Source organism: Pelotomaculum schinkii, assembly GCF_004369205.1.
Classification (GTDB): Bacteria; Bacillota; Desulfotomaculia; order Desulfotomaculales; family Pelotomaculaceae; genus Pelotomaculum_C; species Pelotomaculum_C schinkii.
Window position 1 is genome coordinate 1,844,111 of sequence record NZ_QFGA01000001.1, and the last position, 17,909, is coordinate 1,862,019.

18 protein-coding genes are annotated in these 17,909 nt (G+C 44.5%); 5 read left to right on the forward strand and 13 right to left on the reverse strand.

All coding sequences use genetic code 11. The annotated features are described in order from the left end of the window. Positions 1 to 46 precede the first annotated feature (46 nt). The 3 genes from Psch_RS08540 to Psch_RS08550 all read left to right on the forward strand — a co-directional run bounded on the left by Psch_RS08540 (position 47) and on the right by Psch_RS08550 (position 1,064). Positions 47 to 268 (forward strand): DUF433 domain-containing protein, encoded by a 222-nt coding sequence (locus tag Psch_RS08540; protein WP_243120604.1) that lies wholly within the window; start codon positions 47 to 49, stop codon positions 266 to 268. A gap of 261 nt (positions 269 to 529) precedes the next feature. Next, the gene (locus tag Psch_RS08545) at positions 530 to 802 is read left to right on the forward strand and encodes a type II toxin-antitoxin system RelB/DinJ family antitoxin (protein WP_134218778.1); all 273 of its coding nucleotides are present in this window, start codon (positions 530 to 532) and stop codon (positions 800 to 802) included. After that, positions 795 to 1,064, forward strand: coding sequence for a Txe/YoeB family addiction module toxin (locus Psch_RS08550; RefSeq protein ID WP_134218779.1), 270 nt, complete (start codon positions 795 to 797; stop codon positions 1,062 to 1,064). Before Psch_RS08545 ends, Psch_RS08550 begins: the two co-directional genes overlap by 8 nt. Positions 1,065 to 1,288: 224 nt before the next feature. On the opposite strand, the gene Psch_RS08555 is transcribed toward Psch_RS08550, so the two are convergent. The 5 genes from Psch_RS08555 to Psch_RS08575 form a co-directional block, all read right to left on the reverse strand. Then, positions 1,289 to 1,804, reverse strand: a complete 516-nt coding sequence (locus Psch_RS08555; RefSeq protein WP_134219355.1) for a type II toxin-antitoxin system antitoxin SocA domain-containing protein — start codon at positions 1,802 to 1,804, stop codon at positions 1,289 to 1,291. A gap of 20 nt (positions 1,805 to 1,824) precedes the next feature. Then, complete coding sequence (locus Psch_RS08560) at positions 1,825 to 3,093, reverse strand: HD domain-containing protein (RefSeq protein WP_134219356.1); 1,269 nt, start codon at positions 3,091 to 3,093, stop codon at positions 1,825 to 1,827. Between the two features lie 61 nt (positions 3,094 to 3,154). Then, positions 3,155 to 3,409, reverse strand: coding sequence for a hypothetical protein (locus Psch_RS08565; protein ID WP_190239884.1), 255 nt, complete (start codon positions 3,407 to 3,409; stop codon positions 3,155 to 3,157). 41 nt (positions 3,410 to 3,450) lie between these two features. Then, on the reverse strand, positions 3,451 to 6,675 hold the full coding sequence (locus Psch_RS08570) for an SIR2 family protein (protein WP_190239885.1): 3,225 nt from the start codon (positions 6,673 to 6,675) through the stop codon (positions 3,451 to 3,453). Positions 6,676 to 6,851: 176 nt separating this feature from the next. Beyond that, positions 6,852 to 7,175: a helix-turn-helix domain-containing protein gene (locus Psch_RS08575; protein WP_190239886.1), complete on the reverse strand. Its 324-nt coding sequence runs from the start codon at positions 7,173 to 7,175 to the stop codon at positions 6,852 to 6,854. 190 nt (positions 7,176 to 7,365) lie between these two features. Between Psch_RS08575 and Psch_RS08580 the strand changes: the two genes are divergently transcribed. Beyond that, a complete protein-coding gene (locus Psch_RS08580; protein ID WP_134219360.1) occupies positions 7,366 to 7,563 on the forward strand; it encodes a hypothetical protein in 198 nt (65 codons plus the stop codon). 973 nt (positions 7,564 to 8,536) lie between these two features. On the opposite strand, the gene Psch_RS08585 is transcribed toward Psch_RS08580, so the two are convergent. From Psch_RS08585 to Psch_RS08595, 3 genes are all read right to left on the reverse strand, one after another. Further along, positions 8,537 to 9,028 carry a VanZ family protein gene (locus Psch_RS08585; RefSeq protein ID WP_134219361.1) on the reverse strand — a complete coding sequence of 164 codons (492 nt, stop codon included), beginning with the start codon at positions 9,026 to 9,028 and terminating at the stop codon, positions 8,537 to 8,539. 153 nt (positions 9,029 to 9,181) lie between these two features. Beyond that, positions 9,182 to 9,664: a ribonuclease toxin HepT-like protein gene (locus Psch_RS08590; protein WP_134219362.1), complete on the reverse strand. Its 483-nt coding sequence runs from the start codon at positions 9,662 to 9,664 to the stop codon at positions 9,182 to 9,184. Beyond that, positions 9,661 to 10,044 carry a nucleotidyltransferase family protein gene (locus Psch_RS08595; protein WP_134219363.1) on the reverse strand — a complete coding sequence of 128 codons (384 nt, stop codon included), beginning with the start codon at positions 10,042 to 10,044 and terminating at the stop codon, positions 9,661 to 9,663. The genes Psch_RS08590 and Psch_RS08595 overlap by 4 nt, the downstream gene beginning before the upstream one ends. An 825-nt stretch (positions 10,045 to 10,869) precedes the next feature. Between Psch_RS08595 and Psch_RS08600 the strand changes: the two genes are divergently transcribed. Next, positions 10,870 to 12,102, forward strand: a complete 1,233-nt coding sequence (locus Psch_RS08600; protein WP_134220441.1) for an IS110 family RNA-guided transposase — start codon at positions 10,870 to 10,872, stop codon at positions 12,100 to 12,102. Between the two features lie 110 nt (positions 12,103 to 12,212). Here Psch_RS08600 and Psch_RS08605 read toward each other — a convergent pair whose 3' ends face one another. From Psch_RS08605 to Psch_RS08625, 5 genes are all read right to left on the reverse strand, one after another. Next, positions 12,213 to 12,449, reverse strand: a complete 237-nt coding sequence (locus Psch_RS08605; protein ID WP_190239887.1) for a hypothetical protein — start codon at positions 12,447 to 12,449, stop codon at positions 12,213 to 12,215. Between the two features lie 164 nt (positions 12,450 to 12,613). After that, positions 12,614 to 12,862 carry a type II toxin-antitoxin system HicB family antitoxin gene (locus tag Psch_RS08610; RefSeq protein WP_190239888.1) on the reverse strand — a complete coding sequence of 83 codons (249 nt, stop codon included), beginning with the start codon at positions 12,860 to 12,862 and terminating at the stop codon, positions 12,614 to 12,616. A gap of 127 nt (positions 12,863 to 12,989) precedes the next feature. After that, a complete protein-coding gene (locus tag Psch_RS08615) occupies positions 12,990 to 15,512 on the reverse strand; it encodes a leucine-rich repeat domain-containing protein (RefSeq protein WP_190239889.1) in 2,523 nt (840 codons plus the stop codon). A 55-nt stretch (positions 15,513 to 15,567) separates the two neighbouring features. Then, on the reverse strand, positions 15,568 to 16,572 hold the full coding sequence (locus tag Psch_RS08620; protein WP_190239890.1) for an NAD-dependent epimerase: 1,005 nt from the start codon (positions 16,570 to 16,572) through the stop codon (positions 15,568 to 15,570). Beyond that, the gene (locus Psch_RS08625; protein WP_190239891.1) at positions 16,572 to 17,894 is read right to left on the reverse strand and encodes a UDP-glucose dehydrogenase family protein; all 1,323 of its coding nucleotides are present in this window, start codon (positions 17,892 to 17,894) and stop codon (positions 16,572 to 16,574) included. The genes Psch_RS08620 and Psch_RS08625 overlap by 1 nt, the downstream gene beginning before the upstream one ends. Between the last annotated feature and the right edge of the window lie 15 nt (positions 17,895 to 17,909).

Below are 17,909 nucleotides of genomic sequence, written 5' to 3' on the forward strand. Positions count from 1 at the left end.
GGAGTTTCTTCTTTATGATAAACTGAACTAAATGGAGGTGTTACTTGTGAGTTTACTAAAGCGAATAACTACCGACCCGGAAGTTTGTCACGGAGCAGCTTGTATAGCCGGGACCAGAATCCCCGTTTCAGTTATTTTAGATAACCTCGCAGCCGGCTCAAGCCGGGAGGAAATTCTGAAAAATTATCCGTCTTTATCCCCCGCCGACATAGATGCCACCCTGGCTTATGCCGCCTTACTGGCCAAAGAAGAACATTTAGCCCTTTGACCGGAGATAAGTCATGAAAATAAAAATTGACTAGAACCTCCCCATTGCAGCAGCTGAGCGGTTTAACGCTGCAGGACATGATTCTGAAACGGTATATTCTGAAGGAATAGAAAGCTGCTCTGAACTGTCGATTTAAATTCCAGGTGCAAAATGTGGTGAATGATCTAATTGCATGTATTATATTTTCTAAAATTAGCATACTATGTATTGACATTGTAAGTGATTTATCTTACAATATAAAGTCAGAAAGGAGCTGATACTATGGCAACTACAAGTGTAACAATCCGTATGGACGAAAACCTTAAAAAGCAGGCCGAAACACTTTTTGATGAAATGGGCTTGAACATGACCACAGCTATAAATATTTTTGCAAAAGCCGTTGTCAGGCAAGGTAAAATACCTTTTGAAATCGCCGCAGACCCGTTTTTGAGCGAGGTCAACCAAGCGCGTATAAGAGAAAGCCTTGAGCAGTTGAAAAGTGGGCAGGTGATGGTCAAGACAATGGAAGAATTAGAGACTATGGCCGATGAGTAAATCATTGACTTTTGCACAGAACGCATGGGAGGACTATTTATATTGGCAAACGCAGGACAAGAAAACGTTACGCCGTATCAACCAGTTGTTGCAAGATATCCAGCGCAATAACTTTGAGGGAATAGGCAAGCCGGAACCGCTCAAAGGCGATAAAACGGGATTATGGAGCCGCCGAATTGACGAAACTAACCGAATTTTATACCGCGTTACCGACACCACAATTGAGATTGTACAATGCCACACCCATTACGGCGACAAATGACGCACAAGGCATGCTCAACCTGATCAGCCTGTCGGGAGCGATAATGTCATAACCAATTTCAGGTACGGGATAACTTGGAAATAGCTCAACCCTACGTGCTGGATCCGGCGCTGTACTGGACACCTACACCTGAATCTGGATGGCTGTCAGAAAACTTCTAATATCTATATTGGAAATGTTGTCAACAACCCCGTCCCCGTGACCGACGTGACCGACCGATGTAATTAGCTCAAATAATGATTTTCCTTTAATATTTCCAGATATTGAGATAATTGCGAGTTATTAAATTTTGTGCCTTTAATCCTTTTAACACCGTTAATTATATCAATATCACTTTTTCCTTCGCTACCAACCAAGTTGCATGCAACATAATCTAAAGTTGCAATTCCCTCTAATTCAAAGGCTGTCTTATTGCCAAATCTACTTATCACATACTCAACAGTTTTCTTGTCCTCAGAAGAAAGCTCTTCCCCCTCACACCTAGAGGAATCCATAACACTAATAGTATGGGTTCGCCCTGTAGTATCTATTTCTATTACCTCATCACTTTCCAATCTATGCAAAATATTATCAAGCTTAGCGCTATAAGGTCCAAAAAAGTGTATATTATACCCTAAATCAAACTCGACGCCTTTTCTCTCAATTAAGTACATTAATTTCTGGACTGCCTTTTTACCAAGTTTCCTATCTTCGCAGATACTTTCCAAAGTTTTAATATAACGCCTCAGATTATTCACCATATTCCCCCTCTCAAAGAGTTTCAATTAATACTTTTTAAATATTCGATTGCATCATTACCTTTTTCCTCGCACACATAAAGTCTTTCTATATTTATTTTTTCGGTCAAATTTGAAATAATATGCGACTCATCAGAAATCGTACTTGGCTGATCAATTTTCTTGTTTACTATCACAATAGCCTTTTCGTTTTCTATGTCAACTTTCATTGGAATTTTATGCGGCATCTTATCGGCAGAATAATCCTCAATAAAAAATTCAGCGCCAAATTCTTTGAACAACAGCTTTTTCTGACTTTCAAAATACCGCTTATCTCCCGATTGAGGATGAGGCTTTGTTTCTAATATAGCAGGAAAAACTGACCGCTGGATTATTCTCTTGCAATCAACAACATCATTAAAATGTTCCTTCATTAGTTGAAAGACTCTACTGTCATCCCATTTAATATATTCGTCAACAGAATCAGGATATGTACCATTAGGTAGTATTTGTTCTAATGCACGCGCAAAAATAATATCAAAAAATCTTCTGGTTCTATGAAAATATACTTGCACAAACATAAAGTATCTTGCTAAAACGAATTCCTCAAACGCTTGAACTCCACCATGTTCAATCGCCAAACGTGGAATTCCTTCCTGCAAAAAAACCGTTAAACAAGAAACCAATCGCTCGACATCAAATTTGCCGTAATTAACCCCACAATACAATGAATCTCTTAACAAATAATCCATTTTGTCACAATCCAATTCACTGTCCATAAAGCTATTTAAAAATACAAACTCTGAGTTTTCGCCAGCATCTCTACCATTATATATGCCACAAATTAGTTCTGGAGTAATATCATATTTTTCTCCATACTGTTGAGCATATTCTTTTCCGATCTCCCGAATATAATCTGCTATACATGTTTCTTTAATTATTTTTTCTGTGAAATCCTCATGTTTTAATTTACCAGGAAAGACCACTTCAGATGCATGTGAGAATGGTGCATGCCCCAAATCATGAGTCAATGCAATGACCCTTAATATTTGTTCATACCAAGCTATCTTTTCCTTCGATAAAAAATCTGGATTTTTACTTACAACCGAGCGAAACGCTTTCGTTACTAAATGCATTACTCCCAAAGAATGACCAAAACGAGTATGCTCAGCTCCATGGTAAACTAAGTTGGTTAAAGCAAGTTGCTTAATATTTCTTAATCTTTGAAATGGAGCAGAATCAATTATTTTATTTTCAAGAGGTTTTACCTCAATAAATGCATGCACCGGGTCTCTATATCTACTAAGGCTCAAAAAACCACCTCCGCGTTCGCATACATACGCTTTAATTATAACACATGACGTTGCAAAAAGGTTATTTAATCCAACAGAAAGAGGGCCTGCTGTTAGAAATTTGGAGCACCTCAAGATCCTTGCATATGTCAGTCAAGCTCTTCATCCCCCTGGCGGCGCTTTGCGCTGCGGCGTTTTGCGCCAATAGTCCCAGCACAAGAAACACCACCCCGTGCATGTACGCGCGGGCCACGGAGTTGATGCGCTCGATCAGCTCCAGCTTCTCCGGTTCCGTGATTTTCGCTTTGGTAAGCTTTATACAGCTTATGCTGAGCATCCGGCATGGTGAGTACGGGAGAGTTTTCGATCAAAGGCAGATTAACAATTTCCTGTATAAATCAAAATCCTGTTATTAACTATTTTGATTGTCTTAACCCCTTCAGGCAGCAGCGCAGGTAATGCGTTTTGCTGAAAAGCAAATGACCATTGGTAAGCTGTAACAAAGGGATTTCCCCTTTGAATCGTCAGGTTAAAGCTGTCATAAAAATCCTGACCCAGATTAGAAAAATTTTTTCTGCTATACATTATACTTTCCATGGAAGGTGAAGTAATGTGGACATTTTTTGCCCTTCTTATATATTCGGTAATCTTAAATATTAATTCATCTCCGCAGTCACAGTACACATTATGGAGCAGTCCAACCGTTGTAAACACAATAAGAATCTCTGGAATATCTTCTAACAATCGCTCTTTGCCAAGATGAAACAGAGCATATATAGCTGGCGCATCAATAACAATCGATTCATTTTTAGGGATAAGAATTTCTGTGTTTTTACTTATTGCTTCGAGTGCAATATTTTTAATATGATTTGTTTTGACGTTGCCATTAACTTCAGTTCTCTTCTGAAGAATATCTAGTTTTCCCTCCACCTTTTGCACTAAGATATTGGATTGCTGATCCACGTGTCCGTTAGCCTTATACAAATTTAGATAATATCTAGCTTTTTCTAAATCATTATAATGGAGATATGCAACAGAGGCATAATATGCGTATATTGTTTCACCATAATAACGATATTTTTCATATATATCCAGCGCACTCCCTATAATTCCACTGAAATCATTTAGTCTTACCTTTAAATCAACTTCTATAACCTTACGAATATCCGATCCGCACTTGTATTTTACCTTATTTGAATATAGCCAATATGCTCTATCAATGTTATTAATTTTCATCAAATAATCATGGTAAGCAAGATAAAAGCTATCCGGATCTTGATTCACAAGTTCCGGCTTGTCCTTAAGGACTTCCTCATATATATTGCCTATAGAATGAACTTGCCCTGTCCTCCGATAAAAGGTTATCAAGATATTGTAGTTTATAACCGATGGCTCTTGGTTAATGATATCCCGGATCGTCTTTTCTGCTTCTGCGTATTCTCCATTCACTTCATAATAAAAGCTTTTAATTATCTGCATCTTATCGCTATGGTTCCAATATTCTGAATACTTCACAAAATAATCATTAAACCGATCCTTTGCTTTAGCATTCAAAAGAGTGGCTAGAAATTGAATAAGAATATCCTCATTATCTTTATAGATTTTATCCACAACTGGTTTCAAAGCCTGAATTGCATGCTCAGTCATACCACGCATGTTGTAAAACTCGCTGGAAATTAAAGCTTTATCCGTTTCATTTAGCATATTGATATCATTGACACTACTCTTATTCAATTGAATATTATTAATTGCCTTCATCCGGCTTATTTCATATAAGTCATCGCCACAATACTCTATGAGTTGATCGTACATCCGATCAAAATCCATGGTTCTCCTCAAGTAAAACAAACTTCTCAAATAAGGGATTGCAACTCTTGAATGGATTCCCCGCCGTACACTTCCTTTGGCTCTGGCAAATCCAGCTTCAAAATATTCTACTGCTTTACTTAAATCATTTAGATTGACGGCATTTATCTTAATCGTAATACCGTCATCCGCTTCTCCAATAGCCTTAAAGTAGGTTGCTATTCCCAGGTCCTCAATATTAAAAATATTATCATCAATTTCATATGCTCTTCGCAGTAGCCGAAGCGCATCGCCATACATTTTGTAATGCAGCGCAATTTCTCCAGTCAAACGGTAAATAAACTGACGTTGATCGTCGTCTTCAGTATTAACAATCAAATCCATATCCTCATTCAAAAGCATATCAAAAGCTCTTTCATAAGGAATTTCAGTACAAATGTTTTCAGTATAAACCTTTAAGCCAAGGAGCAGGGGATCCTCAGGAGCCATTTCATACCACTCATTAGCCGTTTTATAAGCCGATTCAAAATCACCAATATTAAATTGATAATCAACGATGCAGGATAGAAGATCTATATCATCTTTGCATTTTGGCAATTTCATGGCAGATTCAACCAAAGAAGCCGCAGAAGGGTAATCCCGAATCAGGATATAACAATAAAGCATCCCCTTTATAAGCATCTTCTTATCCTCAGTTGAGAGAGGTTCAAAAATACTCCCCTGCAGAATTCGGTTGTATTCAGCAATTGCTTCGTCTATCTGACCATTTTTCTGCAGCTTTTTGATCTCTTTTACTTTATCGTATATAGTAGAATCCTTGGAAGGAAGAGATTCAGTTGGATCTACAAGTGTCAGACACTCAGTTTTCACACTCATCATACTTTGAGGCTGATAAATTGTTCTCTGATCACTGCCTTTCAAAATCTGACTTTGTGCTTCTTGCTCATCTATTTGATCACTTACACTTATAATCTCATTGAGTATTTCACGAATACCTTTTATGTGGTCCCCGTTATCAGTGGAATATCTTAAGATCTTTACATCATATCGCTTCTCCATTTCAAGGCGTTTTTCCACCGATATATTAGCTAGTAGTATAAAATGTCTAGCTCTCAATCTTTCACTGCTTACTTCTAACACTTGCTGTATATATTCATCGTCCAAAGAGACCCCAATAAAAAGCAATACGTATCTTTCTCTAAAATGCTCAAGCACCGTTTGAAACTCTATGCTATTCTGATATAAATTATTATACGATTCCCTGGAAAGAACAATCGTTGAAGGCTTCGTATAATCTCCGTGCAGATTATATACAGCCCCATCGTGAATCACATCGTCCCACTCGTTGCTGAATTCTTTGAATAAATGTGAAATATCACTGGGACCTTTACCAACATACTCGGATAAATAGTTGTCATAGTTTGTAGTCAGATACTTGGTGCAGTTCATTTTAGCCAAATCCTTATAGATATTATCAGGCGGTTCTTCAACCTCTTTTTGTCTTTTGCGCTGGATTGCTCCGCAAATTGAGGCCTTCAAATCCTCTTCCCCGATGCCCGCTTTCCTCATCTCATCTACGGCTTCCAAATATCGATGTTCTTCGATGAGTTTTGAAATTTCTTCTCTATGCTCAGTAAGGAATTCATAATCAAATTTTCCACAAACATCATCAAGAAGTGTACCCCATCCGGGCATTTCGAAAGGAAACGACAAACCAGCTCCGACAAATGGTACGAGCTGATGCCTTCTATAAGCTTGTTTTAGTATATTCATATACTCTTTTGCCGGATGGGCCATTTCACCACTTCCTTAGATAATCGCATAATGAGAAATTTGTTGGACGGGTATGTAAGACCGGTGTCTACAAGAGCCGCATAGCTCCCACCCTTGACCTCCGGTAATCTGTGAAAACAGTTCACATGCTGGGCTCCACGCATGGATGGGCTGCCTATCACAGCCTTTATCTCTGATTTCTATTTACTGTGTTTGAAAATAGTCCTGCCAACTTCAATGATCATTTTGATTTCGTTCTGTGTCCTTCCTCTAAACGCAGCAGCCAGTTCATCTAAAGCAGAATCATATTTTGCCCGGGGATCACTCTGTAAAAGATAGTCAAAACTGGCCCCCAAGATGTTCCCAATTTGTACTAAAGTCTCAACACTTAATTTTCTTTCGCCCCGTTCAATTTGGCCAATATATGAGGGTGTTAAATTGGTTTTTTCCGCTAAGGCTTCTTGCGTTAACCCTTTATTCCGGCGTAGTCTTTTAATCTTTTCTCCCAACAACCGGTAATTCACAGCCTCAACTCCTTTACAGTTAACTATAAAGGCTGACAGCGGCCAATATAATATGCCATAAGCTTAGTTAGGTATTGCCATAAGCTCAGTAATGACTTAAAATATAGTGTATCAGAGCATTTCGGATAGACCCTGCCTGTTTATATACAGATTTAATCAAACATTACATTAGTAAAGAGGTAGTATCTGAATGGCTAATAAAATGGAATGCCATATTGTTTATGCCAAGACTCGTGCAGAGGCCGATATCATAGCCGTATACTTTAATCACCAAGGGATTCCAACAGAAGTAAAGAAGGACAATATCTTTGGTTATACAATTCTTACAAACAAAGAACATCAATTCAAAGCTCAACTGATATATCTTTCACGTTTAAACGCTAAATAATCCAGGAAAAAACCTCCGGTACGGTTAAGTATCAGAGGCTTTTCCTTTTGTTCAGTGAGCGTGCCGGTATTTATGTTTTACAGGATTCCAGCTTATATTCGCTAGCCTGCCTGGCCATTGACAACATGTGTCGCACCAAAAATTAGCATAGGAATTACTCCGGAGATGGTACATCTCCTACTTTATGCCCGGTTTATCCCGGCGCTTTCGAACCGTCCCTCTGTGCCTTCCGCTGTCGTTTATACCATATATCGGTCATTCATGCACAGAGTATCCTAAAGCCGGTTTCATTCTGATATAGTAGTTTCATGGAGCTTGTCCGGGAGCGGGAAACTCCACTACTAAAAAGGGGTGAGGCATATATGCGTTGGAAAATCTCTTGTGGCCGCGGCCGGCGGCGCTTAATCACTTCATAACTATGAAAATTATTGAAGAATGCAAATGTGCAATTCAAACGGCAAATGGATGTTTTCTCACTGCTGTAAACAAAGGTGGGATGGATGAACCTGCCAATCGACTCCCCATTCACACAGACGCAACAAAGATTGACATCTGGGAAATGTTTGAGGTCAGGGAACTACATAACGGCAGTTAACAACGGCGGAATGTCTGACAGTTCTGGAAAATCCGCTATATGCACAGATTCAACAACAGTAGGTGAGAATGAGAAATTCAAACTGATTTTCTTCTGATCCTCAACTTCAAAACAGCAAGCCGGAGGTTGGCCTCCGGTTTAATTTTTCTACACCATGGTGTCGACCGCGCGGGTCGCGATGCCTTTGCTGCTGGCATTGGAAAAGCCGGCCAGCTGCGCGGAAAGCATATATATGGCCTAAATAGTGCTGCCAAACTTCCCCGCCGGCATGGATGCCACCCCGGCTTATGCTGCCTTACCGGCCAAAGAAGAACATTTAGCCCTTTGACCGCCCTTCCCCCAGTCTCCGTGATATACTGCTTTTTTTATGTTCGCTTTTCAGTTTACCCGTACTCTGTTCCTTATTCTGTTTCTTATACAGTATACGAGCCCGATGCCCATCATGCTGCCAACAGCATCCATGGCGATATCGCTGACTTGAAAAGCCCTGCCGGGCACATAGAGCTGGTGGATTTCATCGGTTACGGCATAGGCGACACATATGGCCAGGGAGATCGCAATCGCTTTCATCCCCCTGGCGCCGCTTTGCGCTGCAGCGTTTTGCGCCAACAGTCCCAGCACAAGAAACACCACCCCGTGCATGTACTCGCGGGCCACGGAGTTGATGCGCTCGATCAGTTCCAGCTTCTGCGGTTCCGTGATTTTCGCTTTGGTAAGCTTTACCGTGGTGTCGACCACGCGGGTTACGATGCCCTTGCTGTTGGCATTGGATAAGCCGGCCGGCTGCGCGGAAAGGAGATAGATGGCCAGCATCCAGAGAAGCACGGCGAGCCAGGACAGGGTTTGTATAAGCGGGCGGTTTATATTCATTTACTCATCCTTTGTGATAGTTTCCGGACAATGTCGCTTCCCGCGACACCATCGGCATTTGCAACAACCCAATGTAGGTGCGATTTCAATCGCACACGGCGCCCCGGTGACGGACTTATTCATAAGTCTAGCTATTTGCCTGTCCCTTACTTATCATTTCACATCACCTTTTGCTTCAAGAAAGCAAGAGAATTCATCTATTTCCTTTTTTAAACGATTAAATACTTTCGGCAACTTATTTACTAATGGCGCCATTTTGGCACTAGATAGCTGAAAACTATATATATTTCTTACAATATGGCGAAAACCCCTGTATTCATCTAAATAGTTTCTTGTTTCCCTTGAAATAACGGAAGGCCTTATCAGCTCAATTTCAGTAGCCATTTGGCGTAATAGTTCTTGGTGCCAGTTTTCTCCTTTTGGTCTTGTTTGATCTACGTTTGCAGAAACCAACTCAAAGATTCTTTCAAGTGCTGTATAAAAACTATGGAGGTTTAAAGCCACGCTATCCAGATAAAATTCATCTCCTGTTCGCTTTACACGTTCCCAACCAGCCTGCGTGCGGTCAACAATTTGCTTAAGCTCATTGATTTCTTCACGAACCCTGCTCGCAAGAGTTAAATATTCTTTGTTCATACTTCAATTCCCTCGGCTTCAATGGCTCTACGCAAGGTATCACGGCAGGTTTGAGCATCAACTAAATCAACCTTGAAATCTGTAGTTAGGCCAGTTGCTACACCCACCGCTGCATAAAATTGTTCATCAGGGATGCCCCATGCAGCCAAATCAACATCGGACCAGCGTGTAAATAATGAACGTTTGGCTAAAGAACCAAACACCACTACCTTTTTGGCCCCAAAACTTTCTTTTAAAAGGGATGCGGCTCTCCTGGCCAATAGCCATGCTTCATCATAACGTTTTGATAAAGCTACATCAGCTACAGAAGTATCTTCTGTAATAGTTAAAGAATATTTATAAGTTGAGTAAGAAATCAAGTCATCGGGTTTTGTACTCATTTCAATTCCCCTCGTATAATAGTATTAGAACCACCGGACAACCAAAATTCCAATTGAGGGAAATATGGGTAATCCAGATAGGTTCGGGAACCGGTTCCCAAAGTACGGGTACCGAGACCAACAAAAATCATTTGCCTATTCCACAGCGGGTATGGTCCTGGTACCGGTCAGTCGCGCGACTACTGTATTGTGGAAATAGCCATTGAAGTGGTTGGTCAACAGTACCTGAAATATGGTGGTGATACTAAGACATTAAATAATCATACAATATCAACAATCCAAGCTCTGAACGCCATTGTGCGAATGGGCAGTGAAGTCCTCTTAGATGGGTATGGGTTGTTATGATGATAATAGCTTTTATGCCGGCCCCCCAGGTCACTGTTTAGCAGCTACCTTGGCCGGGCCGGTTTTCTGTTACCTTTTTTAGTGCATTGTTTTTCAAAATAATGATAAAATCCATCTTTGCGCGAAGGATGCGTAGCATCCGTAGAGCGCACGAATTAGTTTCGGTTATTTGTCAAGCAGTGTCTGGACATGGGCGCCTTTTTACGGGACAATGTGACCAACAAGTTGGTATGGGGATATTTCTTCTTCCCCTCGTGGAGCCTTTAGGGTTACTACTTCGTGAAGCCTGTTACCCTTGGTCCGCCGTCCTTTTCTAACCGCTGGTTGTACCCCCGGCTTTATGGTGATGGGATTTTGCAGCTTCCCATTCATGCACCCACCTGACCGGGTGAGTACTTATTACGAGGCTGAGTAAGGCGGTTCCCAAGGGCGCCCAGGTCCTGTACCTTGCTTGATTTCTTTTGGAGTGGAGGTGATCTTTTGAGCAAACTTTTTGTCGGTATTGATGTTAGCCTGCGCAAAAACAATGTTCGCTGTATTAACAGCAATGGTGATACTGTACGTAAGTTTAACGTGCCCAATACTTTATCTGGAGCCCAAGCGCTGGTAGATCATGTTGCACAGGCTGCAGTACTCAACTCCTCGCAAGAGGTGGTGCTGGGCTTGGAGGCCACCTCCAATTATGGCTACCACCTGGCCTCTTTCTTTAAAAGCTCGGATAAGATGGCCCCGTTTTCACCACAGGTCCATGTGCTAAATGCCCGTGTCGTACATCAGTTCAAGAAGTCTTATAACGACCTCCCAAAAAACGACGACGTGGATGCCTGGGTTATTGCGGATAAGTTGCGCTTTGGTCGCCTCCCACAGGAGGTCTTTATGGATGAGCGTTTCCTTGCTTTACAACGGTTAACCCGTTCTAGATTTCACCTGGCGATGATGATTTCACGGGAGAAGACTTATTTTCTTAATAACCTTTTCTTGAAGTTCAGCTCTTTACGCCAGGAGAAAATTTTTTCTGACCAGTTTGGCGCTACGGCTATAGCAGTCGTGCAGGAATTTTTATCCCCGGATGAACTCGCCGCTATGCCACTGGAGAAACTGGTGTCCTTTCTGGAAGAGAAGAGCAAAAACCGTCTGGTAGACTCGGAAGGAGTAGCCAAGGCCCTGCAAAAGGCGGCCCGATCTTCCTACCGTCTGAGCAAGTCTTTAGCTGACCCGGTAAATGCTTCTCTGGCCACCAGTATCAGTGTAATCAAGGCCATGCAGTCTGAGCTTAAAAAGTTGGACAAGCTGATTGCCAAACATCTGGAGGCGCTTCCTCAAACATTGAATTCCATCAAGGGTATCGGCCCAGTTTATGCCGCCGGTATCCTGGCTGAAGTTGGCGATATCAAACGCTTTAAAAATCATAAGTCCCTGGCCAAATTTGCCGGGCTGGTATGGAATGAACAACAGTCGGGTGAGTGGAAGGCCGAGGATATCCGGCGTGTCCGCTCTGGCAACAAGTACTTGCGCTATTATCTTGTAGAGGCCGCTAACCTGATTCGGTTGCATGATCAGGAATATGGCTGTTTCTACCGGGTCAAGTACGATGAAGCCCATACTCATAAACATAAAAGAGCCCTCGTCCTTACCGCAAGAAAATTGGTCCGGCTGGTTTATGCTTTGCTGCGCACGAACCAGCTTTATACTCCCAGAAAGAGGGGTGATTAATCGCCTCCCTTAGCTGGACCACCCTCTCAGACCCAGATATTGTAATTTTCTGGGCTTAGTTTGTTATATTCTTTTGTCTCGCATAATGAAATATTTTTTCCAATTCTTTTTTAAAGTGGGCTTGACATTTTACCGCTGGGCTTTTCAGTTGCGCCATAGGCGACACATATGGCCAGGGAGATCGCATTGGTAAGCTTTACCGTGGTGTCGACCACGCGGGTTACGATGCCTTTGCTATTGGCCTTGGAAAAGCCGGCCGGCTGCGCGGAAAGAAGATATATCGCCAGCATGCAGAAAAGCACGGCAAGCCAGGACAGGGTTTGTACGAGCGAGTGGTTTATATTCATTTATTCATGATCCTTTATACGACAAAACTTCCGATTGATCCCTTTGAGAACTGTCCCCGTGGCAGTCACAGAAAGGCCGGGGCTTATACACTTCCCGGTCTCTCTTGGTGAGCGTTAACTTTCTTTTTCTTGCCAATCGTTTATAGAAATACTGCTTATCGGTTTCATACTTCAGCCACCACTGCATTAAGGTCAATCTTACCAACTTTGGGAAGAGGATCGCGGTCGAGAAGTTTTAAAATAAGCCATTCTTCAAGGACTTCTCGCAATACTTCCCTACAACTCTCCAGCGTTTCTTTATTAGCCCACACGCCCGGGCAGGACTGTATTTCCCCCCAAAAAGTACCGTCCTCAAGAATTTTATATTTAGCTTCATGCATTGCTGCTTCTGTAAAAGCAGTTAAGATAGGCATAATAATTATCACCCCTGACGATATTATACCCCAGGGGCAGGGAATCTTTCCAGCGGAACTTCCTCAATGCTAGAATTATGCGTTGCCGTCTCAGCTTATGTCAAGAACCCCGTCCCCGTGACACACCCTAGTTAGCATTGTCGCGCTGCTCATCACTTGTCACCTGCACATTTTTGGCAGTCAATTGATCGATTGCAGCCGTTGCCGGTGAGCCCTCGCTGAGATCAAGCAGGTTGCCGGACAAGTTGAGAGAATCCCCCTCGCCGAGACCGCCGTTTTGGCTGTTTTGAACCAGTGGCGCGATATCTTCGATATTATTGTTGCTCAGGTTGAGATAGGTCAGGTCCGTAAGCCCCGCCAGCGGAGCTATATCCTTGATCTGGTTGTTATTCAAAGTAAGTTTCTGCAGATTGACCCGTTCAGCCAGCCCAGCCAGATCCGTGATTTTATTGCCGCCCAGGTTCAGTTCCCGGAGGTAGCTCAGCTCAGGCAAAAAGTCCATGCCGGAAAGCCGGCTGCCGGCCAAAGACAGCTTCTGCAGCCCGCCCAGCTGCTCCAGGATGGAAAAGTCATCGCTTTTGTTGGCGCCCATATTCAATTCCTGCAGGCCCGTCAGGCCCGCAAGAGGAGCAAAGCTGGTGATCTCATTGTTGTTAATGGAGAGTTTGAGCAGCTTTGTCATATTCCCCAAGACCTTTATATCAGAAATCTTATTGACGCCAAGGTTCAAGTCCTGCAGGTCATCCATGCCGGCCAGCACGGCAATGTCCGCAACCTGGTTGCTGTTGATATACAATTTCTGCAGCCTTTTTAAACCCGCAAGCAGCGAAATGTCCGTAACCTTATTGCCGCCCAGGTTCAACTCCTGCAGTCCGGTCAGTCCGGAAAGCGCCGAAATGTCTGCTATTTGATTGCTGTTAACCGCCAGCTTCTGCAGCTTGCCAAACTGGCCCAGGAGGGATATATCCGTAATCTTGTTGCCGCCAAGATACAGCTCCTGCAGATCCCCCAGGCCGCCAAGCGCGGCGATATCCGTAATCAGGTTACCGGTAAGATAGAGTTTTTGCAGCTTGGCAAGTCCCGCCAGGGCCGATATGCCGGCAATCTTGTTGGCTCCCAGATTCAGCTCCTGCAGGTCCGTCAGACCACCCAGCACGGCAATGTCCTCGATCTGGTTGTTGTTGAGGGTGAGCCTTTGCAGCTTGTCCAGCTTTTCCAGCGCGGCCAGATCGGTAATATTGTTGCCGCCCAGATTCAAATTCTGCAGGTTGCCAAGCCCGCCAAGAACGGTGATATCCGCGACCTGGTTATTGTTTAGATACAGTGTTTGCAGTCCGGTGAGCATTTTCAGGAAAGAGAGGTCGCTTATTTTGTTGCCGCCCATGCTCAAGCTTTTCAAATTTACAGCATACTGAAGGCCTTCCGGGTCGGAGATGCCCAGGTTGGTTAAAGTAAGGCTGGTCAGGGAAGTCATACCTTTCACCGTAACCGGTCCTTCTGACCGTTTTAAAGCCTTGCGCACGGCTGATTCGAGGTTGGCGTCATGAAAAGAAACCGTATCGTCCATTGTTAAACCATCAGGGACCTGATCGGCTGTGAAGGTGTATCTCATAGTCTCTTTTCTGCCGACCTTGTCTAATCTTGCAGCTGTAGTTATTGAGTCGACACTGTTGCGGGTAATGTCCAACTGCTGCAGTGACGTCAAGGTCGAGAGAACACCCGCGTCATAAATAACATTATAACTGAGGTTCAATTTTTGCAAATCCTGCATACCTTTCAGGCTTTTTATATTATAAATATGGTTTTTGCTGAGGTTGAGTTCCAGCAGCGATTTCAGATTGGACAAAGCGTCTATATCTGAAATATGGTTGCTGTTGAGTAAAAGCTTCTGCAGATTGACGAGCCCCGACAGAGCGTCAAGATCGCTTACCTGGTTGCCGCCCAAATTTAATTCGATCAGCCCGGTCATGCCCCTGATGGACGAAATGTCAGAAATCTGGTTATTGCTGAGATAGAGCTTCTGCAGGCCCGTTAACCTGGAAAGAGCTGCGACGTCCCTAATTGCGTTGTCGCTAAGGTTTAGCTCCTTCAGGCCGGTCATTCCCGCCAGCGGGGCAATGTCTCTAATTTGATTCTTGTTGAGGTGCAATTTTTGGAGCTTGACAAGCTTGTCCAAAGCCTTGATATTATCAAGCTTATTGTTGGTGAGGGTCAGCTCCTGCAGGTCACCGAGTTTGCCCAGGCTGGAAATACTGCTGACCATATTGTTGTTGAGATACAGCTTCTGAAGTGTGGTTATACCGGCCAGTGTCGCAATGCTGGTAATATTGTTGTCGTTTAGGTTTAGACTTCTGAGGTTGGCGGCGGCTGCGAGGCCGTCAAGACTGCTGATACCGAGACCGCGCAGGTCAAGGGTGGTCAATTGGGCCATATCCGCCCCGGTTATGGAACCGGAGGGCTTTTGCAGGGCTGCCCTGACAGCGCTTTCAAGTTTACTGTCCTTAAAGCTTATTGTATTACCTGAAGCCTCTGCCGCCAGACCTTCCTTCACGCCGGGGACAAAGAAAAATGTTGGTACGAGCAGGACAACCATCATCATTATCGCCGTTAAACGCACTGCGTCAAATCCGCCATTTCTTTTTTTAAGCACGCTTAAACCCACTCCTTTTGTTTTTTTTCGAGTGTACACCTCATTAGCTTTTTCCCTATGTATGGTAAAATTCTTTATACCACGCCACAAACCTGCCGATGCCTTCATAGATACTGGTGCTTGGCTTAAAACCGACGTCCCTCACTAAATCCGTCACGTCAGCGTAGGTTTGATACACATCGCCCGGCTGCATGGGGTAAAACTCCTTGACCGCCTTTTTGCCCACGGCGTTTTCAATGGCCCCGATGAAATCCATCAGTTTCTCCGGCTTGTTGTTGCCGATGTTATACAGCTTATACGGGGCATCCGGCATGGTGAGCACGGGGGAGTTCTCGATCAAAGGCAGGATCCCGCCGACAACGTCGTCGATATAGGTAAAATCCCTGTACATGTCACCGTTGTTAAACACCCGGATCGGCCTATCCTCCAGGATCGCTTTGGTAAACGAAAAATACGCCATGTCCGGCCTGCCGTACGGCCCGTAGACGGTGAAAAACCGCAGGCCCGTGGCGGGTATCCGGTAGAGGTGGCTGTAGGTGTAGGCCATCAGCTCATTGGATTTCTTGGTGGCCGCGTAGAGGCTGACCGGGTTATCAACGGGATCGTCCGTGGCAAAAGGGACTTTTTTGTTGTTGCCGTAGACAGAGCTGGACGACGCGTACAAAAGATGCCGCACCGGGTGGCGCCTGCAGCATTCCAGGATATTAAAAAACCCCACGATGTTGGACCGGATGTAGGCTTGCGGGTGTTCAATGCTGTATCGCACGCCGGCCTGCGCCGCCAGGTTGATGACCACGTCGATGCTGTTCTCAGTGAACAGGGTCTCAAGAGTGTCCTTTTCAGACAGATCTATTTTGTAAAAGGTGAATTGATTATACTGCTTGAGAATATCCAACCTGGCATATTTCAGCCGGACGTCGTAATAGTCATTCAAATTATCCAGGCCGATGACGGCGCAGCCCAGCTCCAAAAGCCTTTGCGAGAGATGCATACCGATAAACCCGGCCACTCCCGTCACCAAGTATGTCTTTTTATCATCTACTGATTTTAGCTTCTTCATTAAACACCTACGCCATAGTATTTGAAGCCCTTTTCGACCATGCTCTTTTTATCATAAATATTCCTCAAATCAAAGAAATAGTCGCCGGCGCCGATTTCCTTAAATTTATCAAAATCTAGGTTCCTGAATTCATTCCACTCGGTCAGGATCACCGTGGCGTCAGTATGCGCCAGGGCTTCATAAGCATTGTCACACCAGGTGAGGCTGTCCTTGATCCCTGCAAAACGCCAGTTCCCCTCTTTACGGCCCGCAGGGTCATACACCTTGAGCTTTGCGCCGCGTTTTACCAGTTCCGGCAGGATCACCAGCGACGGCGCCTCCCGCATGTCGTCCGTGTTCGGCTTGAAGGTCACGCCGAGCACGGCCAGGGTTTTATCGTTCAGCTCCCCCAAAGCTCCTGCAATTTTATCCACCATTTTCAGCTTCTGGCGGTCATTGGCAGCGACTGTCGCTTCCACGAGGGATATGGACTCCCCGCAGTCCCGGGCTATTTTCACCAGAGCCCTGGTGTCTTTGGGAAAGCAGCTCCCGCCGAAACCGGGGCCGGCGTGCAGGAACTTCGGGGAAATGCGCCCGTCCCGCCCCATCGCCTTGGCTACCTTCTGCACGTCCGCGCCGACCTTTTCACAGACGTTGGCTACTTCATTGATGAACGTGATCTTCATGGCCAGGAAGGCGTTTGACGCGTACTTGATCATCTCCGCGGTTTCGATGTTGGTCTCAACAAAGGGGGTTTCGTTGAGATAAAGGACCCGGTAAACTTCCTTCATGACGCTGATGGCCCGGTCGCTTTCAGCGCCGAGGATAACCCGGTCGGGATGCATGAAGTCCTGGACAGCGGAGCCTTCCCGCAGGAATTCAGGATTGGACACCACATCAAAGGCATAGTCTACCCTTCTTTCAGTAAGGATAGCCTGCACCGCCGCCTTGACCTTTTGGCCGGCGCCCACCGGCACGGTGGACTTGTTCACGATGACCTTGTAGCCGTCCATATGGGTGGCAATGTCTTTTGCCACAGCGAGCACATACTGCAAGTCCGCGCTGCCGTCGTCCGCCGGGGGAGTGCCGACGGCGATGAAAATAACGTCGTTGTTCTGGACGGCGGACTGGATGTCCGTGGTAAAGTCAAGGCGTTTGTAGTAGTAGTTGTTCTTGACTATGCGCTCAAGCCCCGGCTCAAAGATGGGGATGACGCCTTCTTTTAGGCCGTTGATCTTATTTTCGTCGACGTCTACGCAGGTTACATTGTGGCCGAAGTCGGAGAGGATTGCGCCGGAGACGAGGCCGACGTAGCCGGCGCCGATTACCGCTATTTGGGGCATGGTTTGGACACCTCA

Bases quoted from the DNA above. Each gene is read 5' to 3' on its own strand.
- Psch_RS08605 (WP_190239887.1), bottom strand. From the start codon at position 12,449: ATGAATATAAACCACTCGCTCGTACAAACCCTGTCCTGGCTTGCCGTG.
- Psch_RS08555 (WP_134219355.1), bottom strand. From the start codon at position 1,804: ATGGTGAATAATCTGAGGCGTTATATTAAAACTTTGGAAAGTATCTGC.
- Psch_RS08550 (WP_134218779.1), top strand. From the start codon at position 795: ATGAGTAAATCATTGACTTTTGCACAGAACGCATGGGAGGACTATTTA.
- Psch_RS08625 (WP_190239891.1), bottom strand. From the start codon at position 17,894: ATGCCCCAAATAGCGGTAATCGGCGCCGGCTACGTCGGCCTCGTCTCC.
- Psch_RS08545 (WP_134218778.1), top strand. From the start codon at position 530: ATGGCAACTACAAGTGTAACAATCCGTATGGACGAAAACCTTAAAAAG.
- Psch_RS08580 (WP_134219360.1), top strand. From the start codon at position 7,366: ATGGCTAATAAAATGGAATGCCATATTGTTTATGCCAAGACTCGTGCA.
- Psch_RS08610 (WP_190239888.1), bottom strand. From the start codon at position 12,862: ATGCCTATCTTAACTGCTTTTACAGAAGCAGCAATGCATGAAGCTAAA.
- Psch_RS08565 (WP_190239884.1), bottom strand. From the start codon at position 3,409: ATGCTCAGCATAAGCTGTATAAAGCTTACCAAAGCGAAAATCACGGAA.
- Psch_RS08570 (WP_190239885.1), bottom strand. From the start codon at position 6,675: ATGGCCCATCCGGCAAAAGAGTATATGAATATACTAAAACAAGCTTAT.
- Psch_RS08595 (WP_134219363.1), bottom strand. From the start codon at position 10,044: ATGAGTACAAAACCCGATGACTTGATTTCTTACTCAACTTATAAATAT.
- Psch_RS08620 (WP_190239890.1), bottom strand. From the start codon at position 16,572: ATGAAGAAGCTAAAATCAGTAGATGATAAAAAGACATACTTGGTGACG.
- Psch_RS08585 (WP_134219361.1), bottom strand. From the start codon at position 9,028: ATGAATATAAACCGCCCGCTTATACAAACCCTGTCCTGGCTCGCCGTG.
- Psch_RS08590 (WP_134219362.1), bottom strand. From the start codon at position 9,664: ATGAACAAAGAATATTTAACTCTTGCGAGCAGGGTTCGTGAAGAAATC.